General features: G+C 72.8%; 16 protein-coding genes and 1 tRNA gene. 6 read left to right on the top strand and 11 right to left on the bottom strand.

Annotated elements, in window-relative coordinates:
- Positions 1–80 precede the first annotated feature (80 nt).
- Complete coding sequence (locus ACXNSR_RS32415) at positions 81–575, bottom strand: MarR family transcriptional regulator (protein ID WP_458638906.1); 495 nt, start codon at positions 573–575, stop codon at positions 81–83.
- Between the two features lie 73 nt (positions 576–648).
- On the opposite strand from ACXNSR_RS32415, the gene ACXNSR_RS32410 reads away from it, so the two are divergent.
- From ACXNSR_RS32410 to ACXNSR_RS32400, 3 genes are read left to right on the top strand one after another with little or no spacing between them, the layout of a single operon-like run.
- A complete protein-coding gene (locus ACXNSR_RS32410) occupies positions 649–2,775 on the top strand; it encodes an MMPL family transporter (protein ID WP_458638905.1) in 2,127 nt (708 codons plus the stop codon).
- A gap of 47 nt (positions 2,776–2,822) precedes the next feature.
- A complete protein-coding gene (locus ACXNSR_RS32405) occupies positions 2,823–3,155 on the top strand; it encodes a UBP-type zinc finger domain-containing protein (RefSeq protein ID WP_458643458.1) in 333 nt (110 codons plus the stop codon).
- A 51-nt stretch (positions 3,156–3,206) separates the two neighbouring features.
- A complete protein-coding gene (locus tag ACXNSR_RS32400) occupies positions 3,207–3,704 on the top strand; it encodes a DUF427 domain-containing protein (RefSeq protein ID WP_458638904.1) in 498 nt (165 codons plus the stop codon).
- 27 nt (positions 3,705–3,731) lie between these two features.
- Here the strand turns inward: ACXNSR_RS32400 and ACXNSR_RS32395 are convergent, their stop codons facing one another.
- The 5 genes from ACXNSR_RS32395 to ACXNSR_RS32375 form a co-directional block, all read right to left on the bottom strand.
- Positions 3,732–4,985: an NAD(P)/FAD-dependent oxidoreductase gene (locus ACXNSR_RS32395; protein WP_458638903.1), complete on the bottom strand. Its 1,254-nt coding sequence runs from the start codon at positions 4,983–4,985 to the stop codon at positions 3,732–3,734.
- A gap of 117 nt (positions 4,986–5,102) precedes the next feature.
- Positions 5,103–5,555, bottom strand: coding sequence for an SRPBCC family protein (locus ACXNSR_RS32390; RefSeq protein ID WP_458638902.1), 453 nt, complete (start codon positions 5,553–5,555; stop codon positions 5,103–5,105).
- Positions 5,556–5,605: 50 nt separating this feature from the next.
- Positions 5,606–7,012: an MFS transporter gene (locus ACXNSR_RS32385; protein WP_458638901.1), complete on the bottom strand. Its 1,407-nt coding sequence runs from the start codon at positions 7,010–7,012 to the stop codon at positions 5,606–5,608.
- A gap of 16 nt (positions 7,013–7,028) precedes the next feature.
- Entirely contained in the window at positions 7,029–7,445 is a 417-nt protein-coding gene (locus ACXNSR_RS32380; protein WP_458638900.1) for a PaaI family thioesterase, read from the bottom strand.
- Positions 7,446–7,491: 46 nt separating this feature from the next.
- Positions 7,492–9,516, bottom strand: a complete 2,025-nt coding sequence (locus ACXNSR_RS32375) for an oxidoreductase (protein ID WP_458638899.1) — start codon at positions 9,514–9,516, stop codon at positions 7,492–7,494.
- Between the two features lie 208 nt (positions 9,517–9,724).
- On the opposite strand from ACXNSR_RS32375, the gene ACXNSR_RS32370 reads away from it, so the two are divergent.
- Positions 9,725–11,086 carry an alpha/beta fold hydrolase gene (locus ACXNSR_RS32370; protein WP_458638898.1) on the top strand — a complete coding sequence of 454 codons (1,362 nt, stop codon included), beginning with the start codon at positions 9,725–9,727 and terminating at the stop codon, positions 11,084–11,086.
- 40 nt (positions 11,087–11,126) lie between these two features.
- Here ACXNSR_RS32370 and ACXNSR_RS32365 read toward each other — a convergent pair whose 3' ends face one another.
- From ACXNSR_RS32365 to ACXNSR_RS32350, 4 genes are all read right to left on the bottom strand, one after another.
- On the bottom strand, positions 11,127–14,150 hold the full coding sequence (locus ACXNSR_RS32365; RefSeq protein WP_458638897.1) for an alpha-mannosidase: 3,024 nt from the start codon (positions 14,148–14,150) through the stop codon (positions 11,127–11,129).
- A gap of 106 nt (positions 14,151–14,256) precedes the next feature.
- Positions 14,257–15,135 carry a carbohydrate ABC transporter permease gene (locus ACXNSR_RS32360; RefSeq protein WP_458638896.1) on the bottom strand — a complete coding sequence of 293 codons (879 nt, stop codon included), beginning with the start codon at positions 15,133–15,135 and terminating at the stop codon, positions 14,257–14,259.
- The gene (locus ACXNSR_RS32355; protein WP_458638895.1) at positions 15,132–16,025 is read right to left on the bottom strand and encodes a carbohydrate ABC transporter permease; all 894 of its coding nucleotides are present in this window, start codon (positions 16,023–16,025) and stop codon (positions 15,132–15,134) included. Before ACXNSR_RS32355 ends, ACXNSR_RS32360 begins: the two co-directional genes overlap by 4 nt.
- 89 nt (positions 16,026–16,114) lie before the next feature.
- Positions 16,115–17,449, bottom strand: a complete 1,335-nt coding sequence (locus tag ACXNSR_RS32350) for an ABC transporter substrate-binding protein (RefSeq protein WP_458638894.1) — start codon at positions 17,447–17,449, stop codon at positions 16,115–16,117.
- A 373-nt stretch (positions 17,450–17,822) separates the two neighbouring features.
- Here ACXNSR_RS32350 and ACXNSR_RS32345 point away from each other — a divergent pair.
- A tRNA-Gly gene (locus tag ACXNSR_RS32345) sits at positions 17,823–17,898 on the top strand.
- Positions 17,898–19,745 (top strand): hypothetical protein, encoded by a 1,848-nt coding sequence (locus tag ACXNSR_RS32340; protein WP_458638893.1) that lies wholly within the window; start codon positions 17,898–17,900, stop codon positions 19,743–19,745. Before ACXNSR_RS32345 ends, ACXNSR_RS32340 begins: the two co-directional genes overlap by 1 nt.
- A gap of 1 nt (position 19,746) precedes the next feature.
- Here ACXNSR_RS32340 and ACXNSR_RS32335 read toward each other — a convergent pair whose 3' ends face one another.
- Complete coding sequence (locus ACXNSR_RS32335; RefSeq protein WP_458638892.1) at positions 19,747–20,511, bottom strand: hypothetical protein; 765 nt, start codon at positions 20,509–20,511, stop codon at positions 19,747–19,749.
- Positions 20,512–20,627: the final 116 nt, after the last annotated feature.

The raw sequence follows: 20,627 nt of genomic DNA, 5'->3' as shown, positions 1-20,627 counted from the left end.
GAACCCGCCCGGCGCCTCGGCCCGGGCGGGTTCCGCAGTCGTTCTCCCCCTCGGGTCGGCCCGCGCGCCCCGGGTGGGACTCATCGCCGGACGAGGGCGAGCTGATGGTTCATCTCGGCGAGGAAGCGCACCACCACGTGGAGTTCGTCATGGGTGAAGCGTTCGCGGGCGGCGTCGGTGCCGTGGGCGAGGGGGCGGAAGTAGTCGCGGGCGACCTCCTTGGCCGCCTGGGCGTAATGCAGGTGGACCACCCGGCGGTCGTCGGCCGCCCGGACGCGGCGGATGTGCCCGGTCTTCTCCAGGCGGTCCAGACATGCGGTCATGGCGCCCGAGGTGAGGTTCATCTGCTTGCGCAGCCGGCCGGGTGTCATGGGGCCGCCGTCCTCGTCGGTGTCCGCGTCCAGTACGGCGATGAGCGCCTGGACGTCGGTGAGGTGGAGGCCCTGGGCGTGGGCGAACTCCTGCGCGATGCGATTGAACTCGGCGTTCATCCGGCGCAGCAGAACGGCGAAGGACTGCAACCCGATCGGGTCGTCGGCCGGAAGGTGAGGCGAGGGACTGTCTGTGTCGCGCATGGCTTCAGGATAAGATCTCTCGATGATTGACATTCTTTACGACTGACATAAATGTCATGGCCGGGAGCACGCATTGAAGAACACACCCCGCTGGGCCCGCTGGGTCGTACCGCTCGCGCTCGTGATCCTGTGGCTCGGCATCGGCGGGACGCTCGGTCCGTACGCGGGCAAGCTGGGCGAGGTCTCCACGAACGACCAGGCGGCGTTCCTGCCGCGGAGCGCCGAGTCGACGCGGGTCCTCGAAGCCCGCAAGGCGTTCGAGACGTCGCCGTCCGTTCCCGCGATCATCGTGTGGACGGCCGACGGCACCCGGGTGAGCGCCGGACAGCAGGAGGCCGCCACCCGGGCGGTCGGCGCTCTCGCCGGCCGGCCCGGCATCGCCGCTCCACCCTCACCGGCCGTCGTTTCCGATGACGGCCTGGCGATCCAGGCCGTCGTACCGCTCGCACCCGGCCTGGGCGAGGAACTGCAGGCGGTCCTGGACGAGGTGCGGCAGGCCGCTCGGGAAGTGCCGGGCACCTCGGTCGGGATCGCGGGCCCGGCGGCCACCCAGGCGGACCTGTCCGACGCGTTCGCCGGCATCGACGGACTGCTGGTGGGCGTGGCGCTCGGAGCGGTGCTGCTGATCCTGCTGCTGGTCTACCGCAGCGTGCTGCTGCCCCTGGTGATCATCATCAGTGCGGTGTTCGCACTCGGCCTGGCCTGCGCGGTGGTGTACGCGCTGGCCGACCGGGGCGCCGTCCGGGTCGACGGCCAGGTCCAGGGCATCCTGTCGATCCTGGTGATCGGGGCCGCGACCGACTACGCCCTCCTGCTGACAGCGCGTTTCCGGGAAGAGCTCGTCGTACGGGGCGACCGGACGGAGGCGGTCCTGGCAGCCGTGCGCCGGTCGGCCGGCGCGATCACCGCGAGCGCGGCGACCGTGGCGCTGGGGCTGCTGGCCCTGCTGGCGAGCGATCTGACCAACAACCGGGCTCTCGGGCCGGTCGGCGCGATCGGCATCGTCTGCGCGGTGCTGAGCTCCCTGACCTTCCTGCCGGCCGTGCTGGCCCTGCTGGGCCGGACCGCCTACTGGCCCGCCACGCCCGGGCCGGCCGACGCGTCGGCCGAGGGCCACCGCGTGTGGCGCCGTATCGCGGGGCTGCTCGACCGGGCACCGCGGCGCGTGTGGATGTCCACGGCCCTCCTGCTCATCGTCCTGGCGGGGTTCTCCGCCTCCCTGCCGTCCAAGGGCGTGCCGCTGGAGGAGATCTTCGTCAACGACGCGCCCTCGGTCGGTGCCCAGCAGACCCTTGCCCGGCACTTCCCCGGCGGCTCGGGCAATCCGGCCGTCATCATCACCGACGCCGGGCGGATCGCCGGGGTACGGGCGGCGGCCGAGGCCACGGAGGGGGTCGCCGCGGTCGTCCCCGTCACCGCGGGCGGCCGTCCCGGCTCGGGGGCCCCGCTCGTGGTGGACGGCCGGGTACGCCTGGACGCCACGCTGGAGGCGGCGGCCGACAGCGACGCCGCGAAGGCGGCGGTCCGGGAACTGCGCGCGCGGGTGCACGCGGTGCCGGGTGCCGACGCGCTGGTCGGGGGCTACACGGCCCAGCAGTTCGACACCCAGCAGACCGCGGCCCGCGACCGCACCGTGATCGTCCCGGTCGTACTCGGCATCATCCTGCTGATCCTGGCCGCCCTGCTGCGTTCCCTGCTCGTGCCCGTCCTGCTCGTGGCGACGGTCGCCCTCAACTTCCTGGCGACGCTGGGCGTGTCCGCCCTCGTCTTCGAGCACCTGCTGGGCTTCAGCGGAACGGATGCCTCCGTGCCGCTCTACGGATTCGTGTTCCTCGTGGCCCTCGGCGTCGACTACAACATCTTCCTCATGTCCCGCGTACGGGAGGAAACCTTCGCCGTGGGCACGCGCGAGGGCGTGCTGCGGGGACTCGTCACCACGGGCGGGGTCATCACGTCCGCCGGCGTGGTCCTCGCCGCGACCTTCGCCGCGCTGATGGTGATCCCCCTGGCCTTCCTCGTCCAGATCGCCTTCATCGTCGCGTTCGGCGTCCTGCTGGACACCCTCGTCGTGCGTTCCCTGCTGGTACCGGCCCTCATCATCGACATCGGCCCGCGCGTCTGGTGGCCGAGCGCACTGGCCCGGCCCGCCCCGGCGGTCGGCCCGGAGCCCGCACCCGCCCTTCGGGAAGGCCGACCATGACCTCCGAAGACCCCGACGGCCCGCGCCGGCCGCCCTCCCCGTGGACGGTGTCACCCGACGGAGGGCTTCCCGAGGGTCGCGCCTGTGCCCACCTGGCGGCACTGCCCGCATCACCGGGGACGCCGTACGAGGTGTGCGCGCAATGCCGCTCCCGCGGCTGGACCTGGACCCGGCTGAGGTGGTGCGCCACGTGCGGGCACGTCGGATGCTGCGACAGCTCCCGCGGCCGGCACGCCTATGCCCACCACGCGCGGACGGGACATCCCGTGGTCCTGTCCCTGGCCCCCGACGAGTCCTGGGCCTGGTGTTTCGTCGACGAGGTCTTTCTCGTCCGGGTGCCGGGGGGACGGGAGCCGCAGGGACCGGACTCGCCCGGCTGAGGCGCATCCGCCGGCCGCGAATCCGGCGAAGGCCGGGTGGAGGTGCGTGCGATGGGTGAGGCTTGGCCCATGAACGGGCGGCAGCCGACGGAATCGGTCGGGGACTATCCGCGTCCGCCGCGTGTGGAGGCGGACGCGCGGCGGGTGTTGATCATGCACCGGGGGGTGACGCTCGCCGACTCCCGGACTTGCCGACGCGTGCTGGAGAGGAGCCATCCCCCGGTCTTCTACGTGCCGCGCGAGGACGTGCGCACCGATCTGCTGTCGCGGTCGCGGGCGACGAGCGTCTGCGAGTGGAAGGGGTTGGCCACCTACTGGACCCTGTCCGTGGACGGGTGCACCGTCCGGGACGCGGCATGGAGCTACGAGGCTCCCTCGCCCGGGTACGCGGGCATCGCCGGCAGCCTGGCCTTCTACGCGGGCAGGGTCGATCTGTGCACGGTGGACGGAGAGCGCGTGCGGGCCCAGCCCGGCGACTTCTACGGCGGCTGGATCACCGACGAGATCCTGGGCCCGTTCAAGGGCGGTCCCGGAACCGCCGGCTGGTGAGGGCAGACCGGCGGCGCGCCTCGTCCGTCAGGGCGTTCCCGCGGCCCCGAGGCCGGCGAGCACCTCGCGGGCCGCCCTCGCCCCCGAGGCCAGCGCCCCCTGGAGCGAGCCCGTCGCGCGGTGGTCCCCGCAGACGTAGCGGCCCGGGGCGAAGCGGGTGGTCCGGGTGAGGGGCATCGGCGGGGTCATGGCGGGCAGGGCGTTGCGCACCGTCACACGGTGCACCGGCTCCCAGGTTCCGGTGTCCACGCCGTAGACCTCGGCGAGGGCGGAGAGCACCGCGGCCTCGTCCGCCGGGGCGGGGGCGCCGAGTACCGAGGTCGACACCAGGCTCCGGCCGTCGCCGGAGTAGCCGGGCTGGACCTCGGTCAGGACGCACGTGTTCAGGAACCTGCGGCGTGCGTCGATCAGCAGGGTGGGTTCCGGGAGGGGGGACCGTTCGACGGCGTGGTAGAGGGTGGTGACGGTCCGTCCCGCCGGCGGTTCGAGGCCGGGCAGCAGACGTGCCGCGGCGCCGGCTCCGGTGGCGACGACGACGGCTCGCGCCCGCACTTCCCCGTCGCCGGACGCCACTCCCGCGGGTGTCAGCGCGGAGACCGGCGACGAGATCCGCAGCACCCCGCGGGGCAGCCCGGCGGCCAGTTGGGCCGGCACGGCGCCGATGCCGTCGCGCGGGAGGCAGAGCGTGCCGCGCAGCATGCTGCGCCAGACCAGGTGGAAGAAGCGGGCGGAGGTCTCCAGGGAGTCCTCCAGGAAGACCCCTGACAGGAAGGGCCGGAAGAACGTTTCGACGAAGTCCTCCGAGAACCCCGCTTCGGCCAGGGCCGTACGGGTGGTGACGTCGGACCGGGCCCGCACGCGGGAGGCGGGTGCGAGCATGGCGTGCGCCGACAGGGCGCCGAAGGCGAGCAGGTCGCGCGGCCCCACCCGCCCGCCCGTGAGGAGGCCGATGCCGTCGCGCGGGCGCCGCGTGGGATCGGTGAGCCGGAGCCTCCCGCGGTCGGTGTGCACCAGCACGCCGGGCGTGAACGGCCGCAGGAACAGAGCGCGCAGATCGAGGCGGCGTCTGACCTGCGGGTAGGCGGTGTTGAACACCTGGAATCCGCGGTCGGTGGTGAAGCCCGCGACCCGTTCGGTGCGGATGCGGCCGCCGACCGTGTCCTCGGCCTCCAGCAGACGCACCCGCAGGCCGGCCGCGGCCAGGTCCGAGGCGCAGGCCAGGCCGGCGGCTCCCGCACCGATGACCACCACGTCGTGCCGGTCGTCCTGCCCCTCGGCCATGCACGCCCTCACACTTCTTGCCCGACTCGGACGGATGCGGCTGTCGCCAGGCTACGCGCGGCGTCCGCGCGACAGGGACGGACGCGCCGCCCCGGCCTGCTCGGGGTCGAAGTACCGCTACGGGGCGAGGGAGGCCTCCGCGGCCGCCTTGATGCGGCGGCCGAAGTCGGGGGCGTCCTTTCGGGCCGCGCCGGCCGCGAGGCCGACGAGCAGCTTGCCGATGCCGTGGCCTTCGAGGGTGTTGAAGATCCGGACGCGGGTGCGGCCGCCGGGGAGGGACTCGAGGTCGTAGCCGCCCTCCGCCGTGATGAGGTTGCGGCTCTGTTCCGTCCAGCGGATCAGGTGCGGCGGTTCCAGGCCGATGATGCGGAACTCCCGTCCGGTCTTCATCCCGGCGTCCTTGACCGTGCTCCGGAAGACCGTGCCGAGGGCCGTGGGGCCGTCCGGGGTCTTGGTGATCTCCTGGACGCGCGGGCTGAACTCGGGGTCGTGCCGTCCGTCGGCGAGGTAGGCGAACACCGCCTCCACCGGCCGGTCGATCTCAACACTGGCCTCGAACTGTCCGGACATGTGGGCTCCTCGGTGCGGCTGCCTGCGGTCCACGATCCCAGAGGGGCACCCTACGCGCGCGCCGACGGCCCCGCGGCCGGCTCCCGGTCCGGGGCGCCGGACCCGCCCGTCGCCGCGCCCGCGCGGCTGCCGCGCAGCGGGGTCAGCAGGGCGCCGCCGAGGATCAGCAGGCACAGCGCCCCGCCCGCCAGGCTGACCGCCGGGACCCCGTGCCGGGAGGCCAGCAGCGTGAGCACGGCCGCGCCCACCGGGCCGGCGGCGTTGTGCACGGTCCAGAAGGCGGACGTGACCCGGCCGAGCAGGTGGTCCGGGGTCACCTCCTGGCGCAGGGTCATGCTGCAGACCCCGCCCAGGGTCATCCCGAACATGGAGACGGCGGCCAGTGCGGCGATCACCGGCACGCTGCGGCTGACGCCCGTCACCGCCACCCCGACGGCGATCATCGCGACCGAGGCGAGCCAGCACGTGCCGAAGCCGAAGAGCCGGCGCAGTCGCCCCGCACCCAGGGCCGCAGCTACGGATCCGGCCCCGCTGACGGCGATCACGTAGCCGAGGGTGGCCGCGTCCCGGCCGAGGTCGTGCTGGACCCGGTAGATCAGCAGGTCGGTGGCGCCCATGGTGACGAAGGTCAGCAGGGTGAGCGCCACGGTGAGCGGGCGCAGCAGCGGATGGCTCCACAGGAAGCGGAGGCCGACCACGAACATCTCCCGGAACACTCCGGCCTCGTCCGAGGCCCCGGCCCGGTCCGCCCCGTCCCCGGCCGGGCGCGGGGTGAACCTGACCCACCCCAGGCTCGCGGCGGAGACCAGGAAGGTCGCCCCGTCCAGGGCCAGGGCCCAGTCGGCGCCCACTCCGGCCGTCAGGAAGCCGGCCACCACCGGCCCGAGCAGGCTCCCGAGGGCGAAGGTGCCCATCAGCCGCCCGTTGGCGGCCGTGAGGTCCTGCGTACGCACCAGGTTGGGGATGGCGGTCACGTACGCGACGTCGAACAGCGTCCTCAGGACGGAGGTGAGCGCCGTCAGCACGTACAGCAGCCAGATCTGCGGCCCGGCGAGCCACCAGACGAACGGTACGGCGCCGAGCAGCACGGCCCGCACCAGATCGCACGCGATCATGAGCCTGCGGCGGTCGGCCCGGTCCACCACGTATCCGGCGAAGATCCCCGTGCCGATGGCGGTGACGGCGGAGACGACCGTGACCAGACCCATCTGGACGATGGATCCGGTGGCGTGGAGGACGAGCAGCGGAAGCGCCAGCATCGAGACGGACCCGCCGAGCACGGACAGCGCCTGGCCGAGCCAGAAGACCGTGAAGTCCTTGTTCCGCCGCAGCGGCGGCAGCGAGTCGTACGTTCTGGATTCCGCCGAGATGGTCCCGCTCCCCCGTGCCCGCCGGCCGCCTGAGGGGTCGGCCGATGGGGGCGAGCGTAGGCGAGCGGGTCCGCCGCCCGCCAACACGTTTTCGCCCCGGCTCCTACTGGCCGAGCAGGGCGTACACCGTGGAGGCCGTGGCCGCCGGGTCCTGGGCGCCCTCGGGGGTCAGGGTGATGTCGGCGAAGGCCATCCGCTTGCCGAGCTTGGTCACCCGTACGTGGATCAGTACGTCGGCCCCGACCACCGGCCGCTGGAAGCTGGTGGACTGCTGGACGGTGGTCATCGGCCCGTAGGTCCCGCGGGCGGCGGAGATCGCGATGACGGTGGCCGTGTCGGCGGCCGCCATCATGGCCTGGCCCGAGAGGCCTCCGCCGTCCCGGGCCAGCTCGTCCGACCAGGGCAGGCGCAGCACGGCGTGCCGCTCGCCGGTCTCCTGGACGGTCAGTCCGAGGGCGAGCACCCAGGGGGCGAAGTTGTCGCTGAGGATCTTGTCTGCGTCTGCCGGTGAGATCGTCACCGGGAGATTGTGGCGGCCCGACCGGACCGCCACAATCCCCTTTCGGTCAGAGACTTGCGGCGAGTTCCGTGCCCTGCCGGATGGCCCGCTTGGCGTCGAGCTCGGCCGCCACGTCGGCGCCGCCGATCAGGTGGGCCTCGACGCCGGCCGCGCGCAGGGCCTCGTACAGGTCGCGGCGCGGCTCCTGACCCGTGCACAGGACCACGGTGTCGGCGGGCACGAGGTGCTGTTCGCCGCCGACGGTGATGTGCAGTCCCTGGTCGTCGATGCGGTCGTACGTGGCTCCCGCGACCGAGACGACGCCCCGGTGCTTGAGCTCCGCGCGGTGGATCCACCCTGTGGTGGTGCCGAGACCCGCGCCGACCTTGGTGGCCTTGCGCTGGAGGAGGTGGACCTGGCGCGGCGTCGCGGGGCGCTCGGGGGCGGTGAGCCCGCCGGGGCCGGCGTACGTGGTGTCCACGCCCCAGTGGCGGAAGTAGACGTCGGGGTCCTGGGCGGCGCCCTCGCCGCTGTCCGTGAGGAACTCGGCGACGTCGAAGCCGATGCCGCCGGCGCCGACGACGGCGACGCGCTCACCGACGGGGGCGCCGTCGCGCAGCACGTCGAGGTAGCTGACGACGTTGGCGTGGTCGACGCCCTCGATGTCGGGGGTGCGCGGGGTGACGCCGGTGGCGACGACGACCTCGTCGTAGCCCCGGAGGGTCTCCACGTCGGCGCGGGTGTCGAGGCGGACCTCGACACCGGACTCCGCGAGCTGGGTGCCGAAGTAGCGGATGGTCTCCTCGAACTCCTCCTTGCCGGGGATGCGGCGGGCGATGTCGAGCTGGCCGCCGATGTGGCCGGAGGCCTCGAAGAGGGTGACGGCGTGGCCGCGGCCGGCGGCGGAGACGGCGCAGGCGAGGCCGGCGGGACCGGCGCCGACGACGGCGACGCGCTTCTTCAGCTTCGTCGGGGACAGCACGAGCTCGGTCTCGTGGCAGGCGCGCGGGTTGACCAGGCAGCTGGTGATCTTGCCGCTGAAGGTGTGGTCGAGGCACGCCTGGTTGCAGCCGATGCAGGTGTTGATGGTCTCGGAGCGGCCGGCCGCGGCCTTGGCGACGAAGTCGGCGTCGGCCAGGAAGGGGCGGGCCAGGGAGACCAGGTCGGCGCGGCCGTCGGCGAGCAGCTCCTCGGCGATCTCCGGGGTGTTGATGCGGTTGCTGGTGACGAGGGGGACGCTCACCGCGCCCATCAGGCGCTTGGTGACCCAGGTGTAGGCGCCGCGCGGTACGGAGGTGGCGATGGTGGGGATGCGGGCCTCGTGCCAGCCGATGCCGGTGTTGATGATGGTGGCGCCGGCCGCCTCGATCTCCTTGGCGAGGTGGACGACCTCGTCGAGGGTGGAGCCGCCGGGGATCAGGTCGAGCATGGAGAGGCGGTAGATGAGGATGAAGTCCTCGCCGACGGCCGCGCGGGTGCGCCGCACGATCTCCAGCGGGAAGCGGACGCGGTTCTCGTACGCGCCGCCCCAGCGGTCGGTGCGCTTGTTGGTGGCGGCGGCGATGAACTCGTTGACCAGATAGCCCTCGGAGCCCATGATCTCGACGCCGTCGTAGCCCGCGAGCTTGGCGAGGCGGGCGGCGCGGACGAAGTCCTCCACCGTCTGCTCGACCTCGGCGTCGGTGAGCTCGTTCGGGACGAAGGGACTGATGGGGGCCTGGAGGGCGCTGGGGGCGACCAGGTCCTTGTGGTAGGCGTAGCGGCCGAAGTGGAGGATCTGCATCGCGATCTTCCCGCCCTCGGCGTGCACGGCTTCGGTGATCACCCGGTGCTCGGCGGCCTCGTCCTCGGTGGTGAGGCGGGAGCCTCCTTCGAAGGGGCGGCCGGCGTCGTTCGGGGAGATGCCTCCGGTGACGATCAGGCCGGCGCCGCCGCGGGCACGCTCGGCGTAGAAGGCGGCGAGCCGCTCGAAGCCGCCCTGGTGCTCTTCGAGGCCGGTGTGCATCGACCCCATGATCACGCGGTTCGGCAGGGTGGTGAAACCGAGGTCCAGGGGGCTCAGCAGGTGCGGGTACCGGCTCTGGGAACTCATGAGGGGCGCCTCCTCGCGCGGGGGTGATGAACCTGTTCTAGCGAGGGGAGGCCGGTTTTGCAACTAGGTGCATAACCAGGTGCCCGCATCCCACCCCGCCACCCCCGGGCCCACGGGGTCCGCCCTCCCGAAGCTGTGGCACAGTTCACGCCGCCGGCGCGAACCGGGCCGCGCCCGGCGGGCGGCCGTGGCGGGTAGCGTCGGCCGGATGATCGAACACCACTCCCTGACCGTGAACGGCCTCCCGCTGGAGTACGAGGTGTCGGGCCCGGCGGACGGCGACCCGCTGGTGCTGCTGCCCGATCGGGGCGACTGGGCAGTGCTCCGGGCCGAGCTCGCGCGCACACGCCGGGTGTACCTCCCGTACGCATGCCGCAACGCCGAGCCGGCGGGGCAGTACCCGTGGCCGTACTGGGGAGCCGCCGTACTCCTGGGCTTCCTGGACGTCCTCGGCCTCGACCGGGTGGACCTCGCCGGCCGCGCGGGGGGCGGGGTAGCGGCCTACCGTGCCGCGGCGGACCAGCCCGGGCGGGTGGCCCGGCTGGTCCTGGAGGAGGCTCCGGCTCCGCGCGAGGACTGGCAGGTGAGACCCGACCACGTCGAAATCGACTGGTCTGAATGGCTCGACTCGGAGCAGTGGGGGAGCTCTCTGCCCCAGCCCGACGAACTGGACGAGTTCGGGCGCATCACCGCACGGACCCTGATACTGGCGGGTGGCCCCACGAGCCCGTACCCACAGGACCGCATGGCGGAGATGTCCCGCCGGATCCCCGACGCACGGCTGACCACGATCCCCGTGGGGCACCTCGTCCACGCGGCCGCCCCGAAGGAATTCGTCCGGACGGTCGTGGACTTCCTCGACGAACTGCCCGACAGCGAGTCGGCCCGGCTCTGGCTGGCCGAGCGGGGCGTGGTCCGGACCGGCGAGCACACCTGGACGGACGGGGAGTCCGGGGAGGGCCGGCTCACCTCGGAAGAGGTCGCCCACTGGTGGTCCGCGGCTGCCCTCGGGGACGTTTCCCTCGACATCGAGCACCGGCTGCGGCTCGGCTTCGGTCTGGTGGACCTCCTCGACGAGCACCGGGTGATGGTCGAGATCGCCTCCGCCGCCCGGGGCATCGCGGATCCGGACACGGCCCGCGCGCTCTGGAACGGCTACCGCAGCCGACTGGGCGCCCCGGCTGCCTGCGCGGCGATCACCCGGTCCCTGCGCGCCGACTGGTTCGAGGACCGCGACACCGCGGAGACGGCCTTCACCGAGGTCCTCGGCAAGGACGTCACGCAGCTGCAGAAGGACGCCCCGGAAGCCGTGCTGCGCCGTGCCCGGCGCGTGCTGGAATCCTCTGGACGCGTGCCCTGGCAGGTCAAGGTACTGGCCTACCGGGCCGCGGCCCGGGTCCCGGCCCTGCACGAGGCGGTCTTCCGGGGCATCCTGCACAGCCACCGCGACGGGCACGGCGGCCTCGACCGCGTCCGGGCGCGCACCGTCCTCGAGGGGCTGGAACTCCCTGATGACACGGCACACCTGGCCGAGCTGCGGACCGCGCTGGAGAGCGGTCCCCGGCCCTGACGGCCGGGCCGGGGACCGCCGCAGGAGCCCGCCGGAGCGGTCAGGGGCGGTGCAGGCGGACCGTGACGATCTGGAACGGGCGCAGGGTGAGCGGGATGCGGCGCTCCGGGGTGGGGACGCCCACCGCCGAGCCCGCGAGCGGGCGTTCGAGCAGATCGCTCTCGACCGCGTCCGTGATCGGGAAGCCCGCCGTGAGGGTGGCCCGGGCGCGCCCGCCGCGGGACTCGTAGAGGCGGACGATCACATCGCCGCTGCGGTCCTCGGCCAGCTTGACGGCCTCGACGACCACCGCGTCCTCGTCGACCGTGACCAGCGGGGCGACCGGGCCCGCGCCGCGGACCACCCGCTCGGGCAGGTTCAGCGCGTGGCCCTCGCGGACCGCGTCCCCGGTCCCCGCGCCGGGCGCGAGCGAGTAGCGCAGGGTGTGGGAGCCCTGGTCGGTCTCCGGGTCGGGGTAGCGCGGGGCGCGCAGCAGGGACAGCCGGACCGTGGTGGTCTGGCCGCCGTCGGGCCGTACGTCCCGGGTCACGTCGTGGCCGTACGTGGAGTCGTTGAGCAGCGCCACCCCCCAGCCGGGCTCCTCCGCGTGGATCCAGCGGTGGGCGCAGATCTCGAACTTGGCCGCCTCCCAGGAGGTGTTGGTGTGGGTGGCCCGGTAGACGTGTCCGAACTGGGTCTCGGAAGCGGTCCGTTCGGCCTTCACGTCCAGCGGGAAGGCCGCCTTGAGGAACTTCTCCGTCTCGTGCCAGTCCACCTCCGTGACGATGTCGACCGTCCTGGCCCCGGCCCGCAGGGTGATCTGCTGGACCGCCGCCGACCGGCCGAAGGAGCGGGTCACGCGTACGGTCGCCGCCGCCGGGCCGCTCCCGGTGACCTCCAGCCGGTCCAGCTCCACGAGGTCGGTGACCCGGTTGCGGTAGAACGCGTCGACGTCCCAGGCGTCCCACATGTTCGGGAAGTCGGGGTGGATCTGGAGCAGGTTCGCCGCGGCGCCCGGGGCGACCGCCTCACGGCGCGCCTCCAGGTCGTAGACGGAGACGATCAGGCCGCGGCCGTCGATCTCCACCAGCAGCCTGCCGTTGGCCAGGATGTGCCCACCGCCGTGCCGCTCCTCCACCGTGACCGGCTCCCCCGCCTCGGCGGGGCGGGCGGCCCCGCCCGCCGGCACGCCGCGGCGGGCGTGCGGGGCGCAGTTGAAGACGAGCTCCTCGGTGCCCTGGCCCGCCAGGGCCTGCTGCGCGGCGAGGGTGATCGCCCGGAGCTCCTCGCCTACCGCCGCGTACGTCTCGCGCGCCTCACGGTGCACCCAGGCGATGGACGAGCCCGGCAGGATGTCGTGGAACTGGTGGAGCAGCACCGTCTTCCAGATCCGCTCCAGGTCCTCGTACGGGTACGCGTACCCGGCGACGCGCACCGCGGCCGTCGCCGCCCACAGCTCGGCCTCGCGCAGCAGGGACTCGCTGCGCCGGTTGCCCTGCTTGGTCTTGGCCTGGGAGGTGTAGGTGCCGCGGTGCAGCTCCAGGTAGAGCTCACCGGCCCAGACGGGCGCGTCGCCGTACTCGGCGCGGGCCTTCTCGAAGAAGGCGTCCGGGCGCTCGATCCGGACCTTCGGGGAGCCCTCCAGATCCCGCTGGCGGCGGGCGCGGGCGAGGTGTTCGCGGGTGGGGCCGCCACCGCCGTCGCCCCAGCCGAAGGGGACGAGCGAGCGCGAGCCGTGTCCCTTCTCGCGGTAGTTGCGGGCGGCGTGGGCCAGCTGGGCGCCGCCGAGGTCGGAGTTGTAGGTGTCGACGGGCGGGAAGTGGGTGAAGACGCGGGTGCCGTCGATGCCCTCCCACCAGAAGGTGTGGTGCGGGAACCGGTTGACCTGGGACCAGGAGATCTTCTGGGTCAGGAACCACTTGGAGCCGGAGAGCTTGACGATCTGGGGCAGGGCGGCGGTGTAGCCGAAGGAGTCGGGGAGCCAGACGTTCTGCGTCTCGATGCCGAACTCGTCGAGGAAGAACTTCTTGCCGTAGAGGAACTGGCGGGCCATGGCCTCGCCGCCGACCATGTTGGTGTCGGACTCGACCCACATGCCGCCGACGGGCACGAACTGCCCGTCCGCGATCTTCTTCTTGACCCGCTCGAAGAGCTCCGGCCGGTACGTCTTGATCCAGTCGAGCTGCTGCGCCTGCGACATCGCGAAGACGAACTCGGGGTGCTGGTCCATCAGGTTGACCATGTTGGAGGCCGTGCGCGAGACCTTGCGGACCGTCTCGCGCAGCGGCCACAGCCACGCGGAGTCGATGTGGGCGTGGCCGACCGCGCTGATCCGGTGCGCCGAGGCGTTGGCCGGGGCGGCGAGCACCCCGGCCAAACAACCGCGGGCGGCGGCCGCCGTGCCGGGCACGTCGCCGAGGTCGAGGGTGTCCAGCGCGGCGCCGAGGGTCCGCAGGATCCCGTGCCGGCGGGCGTCCGCGGTGTCGAGCTGGGTCATCAGGTCGTAGAGCACCTCCAGGTCCTGGACCAGTTCCCAGACCTCCGTCTCGAAGACGGTGAGCTCCATCCGGGCGAGCCGGTACAGGGGCTGGTCGCCGCTGGTCGGCAGGTCGCCCTCGTACGTGGCCGCGTGGTCGACCAGGACCGGGTTGGAGGCGGCCTCGACGTACCACTCGACCTGCTCGCCGCCCTCGGCGCGGTCGGCCACGCGCACCCAGTCGTTGTACGGGTTGAGGGCCTTGACCTCGCCGCCGTCGGCCCGGTGGACCAGGCCCTCGCACTGGAACCCGGGCATCATCCGGTCGAAGCCGAGGTCGAGGACGGCTTCCACGGTGCGGCCGGCCCAGTCCGCGGGGACCGTACCGGTGACCCTGAACCAGGTGGTGCCCCAGGCCGGGCCCCACGCGTCGCCGATCGCGCAGGGCCCGTAGTGCGCGGCGAGTCCCTCGGCGACGGGGACGGGCTCGCCGGGGGCTTCCCAGCGCTCGACGGTCAGCGGGACCGCGCGGGAGTGGACGGCGGGCTTGACGCGCTCCTTGAGAACCCGGCGGAGGCGGTGTTCGGTGATGCTGCGGTCGTCATGCATGACTGCTGCTCCAGGGAGGGTGGTCGGTACGGGCGTACGGACGTTTCGGTACGGGCGTGGCGGTGCGGGCGTGGCGGTGCGGGCGGCGGGCGGCGGGCGGGCCGGCTCAGGTCTTGACGGCTCCCTCGCCCACGCCCTTGAAGAAGAAACGCTGGAGGGCGAAGAAGAGCAGCATCATCGGGACGAGCGCGGCCATCGCGCCGGCGGCGACGAGCCGCTGGTCGTTGACGGTCGTGGCACCGGCCAGGGTCTTCAGGCCGAGCTGGAGCGTGTAGTGGTCGCTGTTCGTGAGGACCAGCAGGGGCCACAGGAAGTCGTCCCAGGCACCCATGAAGCTGGTGATGCAGACGACGGCGAGGGCGCCCCGGGCGGCGGGGAGGAAGACCCGGGTGAAACGGGTCCATTCGCCCGCCCCGTCCAGGACCGCGGCCTCCTCGACCTCCCGGGGCACGGCGAGGAAGGCCGCCCGCATGATCATGACGTTGAGCACGGAGACGGCGCCGGGCAGCCAGACGCCCACGAGGGTGTCGACCAGGCCCATCTCGCGGACCGTGAGGAACATGGAGATCATCACGGACTCGAAGGGGAACATCAGGGTCGCCACCAGCACGGTGAAGACGGCCTGCCGGCCCTTCCAGCCGGCCCGGGAGAGGGCGTAGCCGCCCATGGCCGCGAAGAGCACGTTCGAGGTGACCGCGAGGGCGGCGACGGTGAGGGTGTTGCCGACGTACTGGAGCAGCGGGAAGGACTCGGCGACCCGGACGTAGTTGTCGAGGGTGGGCCGTGCGGGCAGCACGCCGTCGTACACGTTCTCGGTGCGGCCGCGTATCGAGGTCAGGAACTGCCAGACGATCGGGCCCAGCATGACCACGAGCATCAGCACCAGCGTGGCGTACCGCCCGGCCAGGCCGATCCGGTGGCGGCGGCGGGCGGCGGCGGTGCGCCGGGGCGGCTGCCCGCTCCCGGAGGGGGACGGAGTGCTCACCCCTCGTCTCCCTTCGACAGGCGGCGGCCCAGCAGGCTGAAGGCCAGGGTCAGGAGGAACAGCAGGATGGAGACGGCGGAGGCGTAGCCGGTCTCGCCGGCGAAGCCGAGGCCGACCTGCCGGATCAGGAAGGGCAGGGTGCGGGCGCCGCCGCCGGGTCCGCCGCTCTCGCCGCCGAGTATGTAGATCTCGGTGAACACGCGCAGCGCCGAGATGGCGGAGAGGGTGCCGACCAGCAGCATCATCGGCCTCACCTGGGGCACCGTAATGCTGAAGAAGCGGCGGACGGGGCCTGCGCCGTCGATCGCGGCCGCCTCGTGGAGGGTGGCGGAGACGTTCCCGAGGGCCGCCAGGTAGAAGACCATGTAGTAGCCGAGGCCCTTCCACACGGTCACGATCATCGCGGAGACCAGCAGCATCGTGGAGTCGGTCAGGAACGGGACCGGCTCGGAGACCAGGTGCAGCCGCTGGAAGACGGTGTTGACGAGACCGTCGCTGCGCAGCACCCACTGCCAGATCAGCCCGACGACCACGGCGGAGGCGATCACCGGGGTGTAGAAGGCGGAGCGGAAGAAACCGATGCCGGGGATCTTCGCCTGCACCAGGACCGCGAGGGCCAGCGGCAGGAGGACCAGGCAGGGAACGACGACCACGAGGTACAGCACGCTGTTCCCGGTGGCGACCCAGAAGTCGGGGTCGGCGAAGGCGCGCCGGTAGTTGTCGAGGCCGACGAAGCTGCCGCCGCGCAGGATCCGGGCGTCCGTGAGGGAGAGGACGACGGTGTTGACGAACGGCCAGAGGCTGAACAGCGTCACCATCACCAGGCCGGGGGCGAGGAACAGGTAGGGGGTCCACCAGCTGCGGTGGGGCAGTCCGGCCTCGGTCTCCATGGCCCGCAGGGCCCGCCGCCGGCGCGCCGCTCCGCGGCGCCGTTCGTGTGCCGTACCGCCGCCCCGCGGCCCGTCGGGGGCGCCGCCGGTCACTTCGCGGCCGCGGCGGCGAGGAGCTTGTTCGCCGCCTCCTGCGCCTTCTGCACGGCGGTCCGGGGGTCCTGCTCGCCCTTGATGGCCTTCTGCACCTCGCGTACGACGGCGTCGCCGACCTGGTTGGTCCACTGGACGGGGGTGTTGGCGTCGAGGGCGGCCGTCCTCAGCTGGTCCGCGCCGACGGCACGGGCGAGGGTCTCCGCGTCCTTGCCGTCGCCCTTGTCGGAGAAGAACGGGTCCGCGAGGCCCTGGGCGTTGGACGGGTAGATGGTGGCCTTCCTGGAGAACTCCACCTGGTTGGGGCCGTTGGTGACCCACTTGGCGAACTCGGCGGCCGCGTCCACGTGCTCGGTGTCCTTCCTGATGCCGAGCGACTGGGCGTAGATGCCGATGTGGCCGAGCGTGCCGGTCACGGCCGGGGCGACCTGGGTCTTGGCGTAGATCTGGGGGGCGTTCTGCTTGATGTCCTTGACGAAGCCCGGGGAGCCCGGACCGAAGACGAGCTTGCCGCCGCCGTAGAGCTGGTTGATGTCGTCCGACTTGAGGAGCGACTCCTTGGGCATGGCGCCCTTGGCGTAGAGGTCCTTCATCCGCTCCACCCACCGGACGGCCAGGTCCGTGTCGAAGGTGAAGCGGTCCCGCTTCTCGTTGAGGACCGGGATGCCCATCTTCTGCCAGTCCCCGGGTAACCGGCCCTTGGGGTCGGCCATGAAGGCCGTGTACCGGCCCCCCGAGGAGGCGGCGATCCGTTCGGCGTAGTCGAAGAACTGCTCCACGCCGGTCGGCGGCGCGGCCGGGTCCAGACCGGCCTTCTCGAAGAGCTCTCTGTTGTAGGTGAGGATCTCCGGGGTCACGTACCAGGGGTAGGCGTACACGCTGTCACCCTTGCCGGGCAGCTTGAACTGCTCCCAGGCGCCCGGCACGTACTCCTTGGCCGACGCGCCGTCGAGGGCGGCCACGTCGGCGAGCATGCCCCGGTCGCCGAGGAGCTGGAAGGAGTCGGTGGAGAGGTTGACCACGTCGGGGAGGGCTCCGGCCTGGGCGTCCGCGACGAGTTTCTCGTTGTAGCCGTCACCGGGGACGTCCTCCCAGGTGACCTTCACCTCGGGGTACCGCTTCTCGAAGGCGTCGATGACCCCCTGGACGTAGGCCGTGAAGGTGGGCTTCAGCTGCAGGGTCCGGAAGGTGATCTCGCCGGACACGCTGCCCGTCCGCCGTGCCTCCTCCGTGTCGGCGGCGCCGCCGCTCAGACCGCACGCGGCGGTCGAGAGGAGGGATCCCGCCGCCAGCAGGGCAACAGCGATACGGGTCGGGTTCGAACGGGCCATCGTCGCCGCCTTTGCAGAAGTCCGGCCTCATCGCCGGAGGCGGTGCCCACGGTCGTCCGAAAGCAAGACCTCGTCAATGAGGCCGGACGACGGCTGGCCGGACACGCATTGGTGCCGAATGGCGCGACGGGGCCGGGAACGCCTCGGAAGACTTGATGATCACCGCTCCGAACTGGACTGATGCGCTTTAGTACAAAGACGGTCGGGGCTGGTCTCGATTCGATAACGAAGCTGCTCGCGCGTCGGAACTTGACCTCTTGTCGATGGTTCATGGCGGGTGTTCACTAATGCGCTTTATCCGCATGCCGCGAAACCGCTTTAGTCGGAACCGGGTTGTGCGGGCGCCGGGTGCACGTCTAGATTTCGCCTCGAACGGCGTGTAGCTCAGCAGCCAGAGCGCCGACTTGCCAAGTCGGAGGGCGCAGGGGCAGGACCTGCCACGCCGGCCATGGACGAGAACACCGGAAACCAGCTCCCGGCCCCAGGACTCCCCGCATCGGGGCTCTCCGGCGCCGGGCTCTTCGACCACTGCCTCACCGACGAGGGCCTCGCCCTGCTGTGGTCGCTGCTCGACAGCGGGCACTACGAGCTGCGCGAGCCGGAAGAGGCCGCGCTGCTCTTCGTCGCATGGCTGATGCGCGCCGGGGAGACCGGCGCGGCGGCCGCCCTCGTCGAGGAGATACGTCCCTTCGCCGCCGAGGTGCGGTTCGCGCCGCACCTCGCGGAGCAGCCCGTCGCGGGCGCGGACGCCGTGCACGTGCGCACCGTCGGCGAGGTCGCCGGGGCGCTCGCGCGCCGCGCGCCCCGTCCCGGCGTCGCGGCGCAGCACGAGGCACTGACCGTCTGGCAGCCCTTCGAGGACGAGCTGCTCGACCACTGGCTGCGCGCCGGGGAGGACTCCGGGGAGGACTGCGGGGACCGTACCGGTGAGGGCGCCGCCCTGCTCGCGCGGTACGGACGGCTCGCGGCCGCGCACACCCGCTGCACCGGGCACCTCGACCCCAAGTCCAATCCGGCCGTGCTGCGCCGCGCGCTGGAGGAGCGGGTCGCCGGGCGCGAGCTGTCGCCCCGCCTCGCCGGACTGCTGCGCCACGCCGTCGACTCGATGGTCGCCAAGCGCGGCCGGCCCGGGTCCGCCGAACACGCCCGGCTGCGCCGGGCCCAGGCCCGGCAGGCCGGCCGGCCCGCGCACCACGACCTGGCCGCCCTGGTGCTGCGCCGGCTCGCCCCGCTCGACGTCAGCCGGGGGCTGGCGGACATCGGTCCGCTGATCGGCCCGGTGACCGCCGAGGAGGCCGAGGAGTCCGGGCTGCCCGCCGGAACGGTCGTCCCGGCATCGGTGCGGGCCGCGGTCGCCTCGGCGCGCAGCGCGCCCCTGGACACACTGCTGGAGCAGGGACTGGTCCCCTCCGCGGAGGTACTGGGCGAGGTGGCGGAACAGCTGGTCGCCGCGCACACCGCCCGGGGATACGCCGACGCCTCGCTGCGCACGCTGCTCGCGGCGACCTACCGGGCCCGGCGCGGTCGCCGGTACCCCTTGTGGTGGAGCCCCGAGCACCACGCCCGGATCACCGCGCTGCCGTGGGTCCGCGCGGTCGCCCCCTGGGCCGGCGACCCGGTGGAGGAGGCCCGTTCGACCCTGCGGACGCTCGGCGAGGCCTGTGTGCGGGCCTTCCCGGGCGCCGGGTTGCCCAACCTGCACGTCCGTGCGCTGTCCGGGCTCGCACGGCTCGCCGGGCTGCCCGTGGCGTTCGCCGCGGAGCCGTTGTTCGACACGTACGGCGGGATGGCCGATCCCGCCGTCCTCACGGCGGCCCGGACCGCCGCCGGGCTGCTGCGCGGCACGGTGTACGAGCGCTACCACGGCATCGACTACGCGGCGGTGCTGGAACTGGCGGACGCCCGCGACCGGTACGGCTTCGCCCTGTTGTGCGCCGAGCGGGCCGGGCGCCCGGGAGACTCACCGGCGAACGACCCGGCGGTCGTCGAACAGGCCCGGATCCTCACCACTGCCAACCTCGCCACCCTGGTCGTGCACGCGGACGTCACCCCGCGGGGCGGCTGGGAGGGCGCGGCCCGGGGCGCGTTCGCCGCCGCGACCGGCCCGGCCGCCACCGCGAAGAGCAGCGCGTGCGCCTGGCGTCAGCTGCTGTTCCACCTCGCGCTGTGCGACGCGGACGAGCAGGCCCGCGTACTCACCTGGATCGACGCGCGGGCCGCCCGGCTGCCGGCCCGCACCGCGACGCGGATCGCCCTGCCCCTCGCCGACCTCCGACTCGCCGCCGCCGCCACTTAGTTCACTTGGGCTTGTTGCGGTAGATGCGACGGCCGGCCAGATGCGTGGCGACCGTCTCGCCCCGCCACAGCTTGCGGTCGCCGTCCATCCCGTCCGGTGCGGGCCACCGGCCGCGGCTGATGTCCGACCGGATGCTGTCGGGCTGCAGGCCGGACGCCTCGGCGATCTCGACGACGGTGTAGTGGCGGGACGGTTCGAGCGCGGTGGCTTCCCGGGTGTGGTGCTCGCCGAAGAACCGGGCGATGGCGTCCGGGTCGAACTCGATGGTCCTGCCGCGCTTGCCGACGGCGGGCGGCCACCCGGGGTGCCGTCCCCACCGGGGATTCTCCGACAGGTAGCGGGCGCTCATGCCGTAGTGCTCGGCTATCTCGGCGTACGTGACTCCCGTGCGGCCCTCGGGAGGTACGGGGCCGCCGTTCGACCGGGTCCGCCCCCCGGTGCGCGGCTCCGGCGGGACCCGGCCAGGGCGGGCCTCCCCCACGGTGAGGACGACCGTACGGCCGTCCGGATCGGTGAGGGTGTGCCGGCCCGGCGGCAGGAACCCGGCTCCGTCCGGCGGGGCGGTGAGACCGAGGCGCAGGTACCCGGTCTCCGGGCGGGCCGTGGCCGGGTAGAGCTCCAGGACGCCGCCGTCGGCGAGCGTCGCCGCGTAGTGCTCCGGCCCGCTGCCGTGCCGCTCGCGCACGAGGTCGAGGCCGATGCCCCGGTAGAAGTCGCGGCAGGCGTCGAGACGGGTCGTGTAGATCACGGCGAGTTCGAGGATCATGCTGGCGCTCCCGGTGTGTGATGACTGCGGGCGGACGGTCACCGCCTCGTCCCGCTTCTCGCAACGGAATTCCTGCCTGGGGCACTTGGCCGCCACGCCGGTACGCGGCACCCCCA

The organism is Streptomyces sp. NC-S4 (assembly GCF_054353315.1).
The sequence above is the reverse complement of the archived record's forward strand: the minus strand, read 5'-3'. Positions and strand labels throughout refer to the sequence as shown.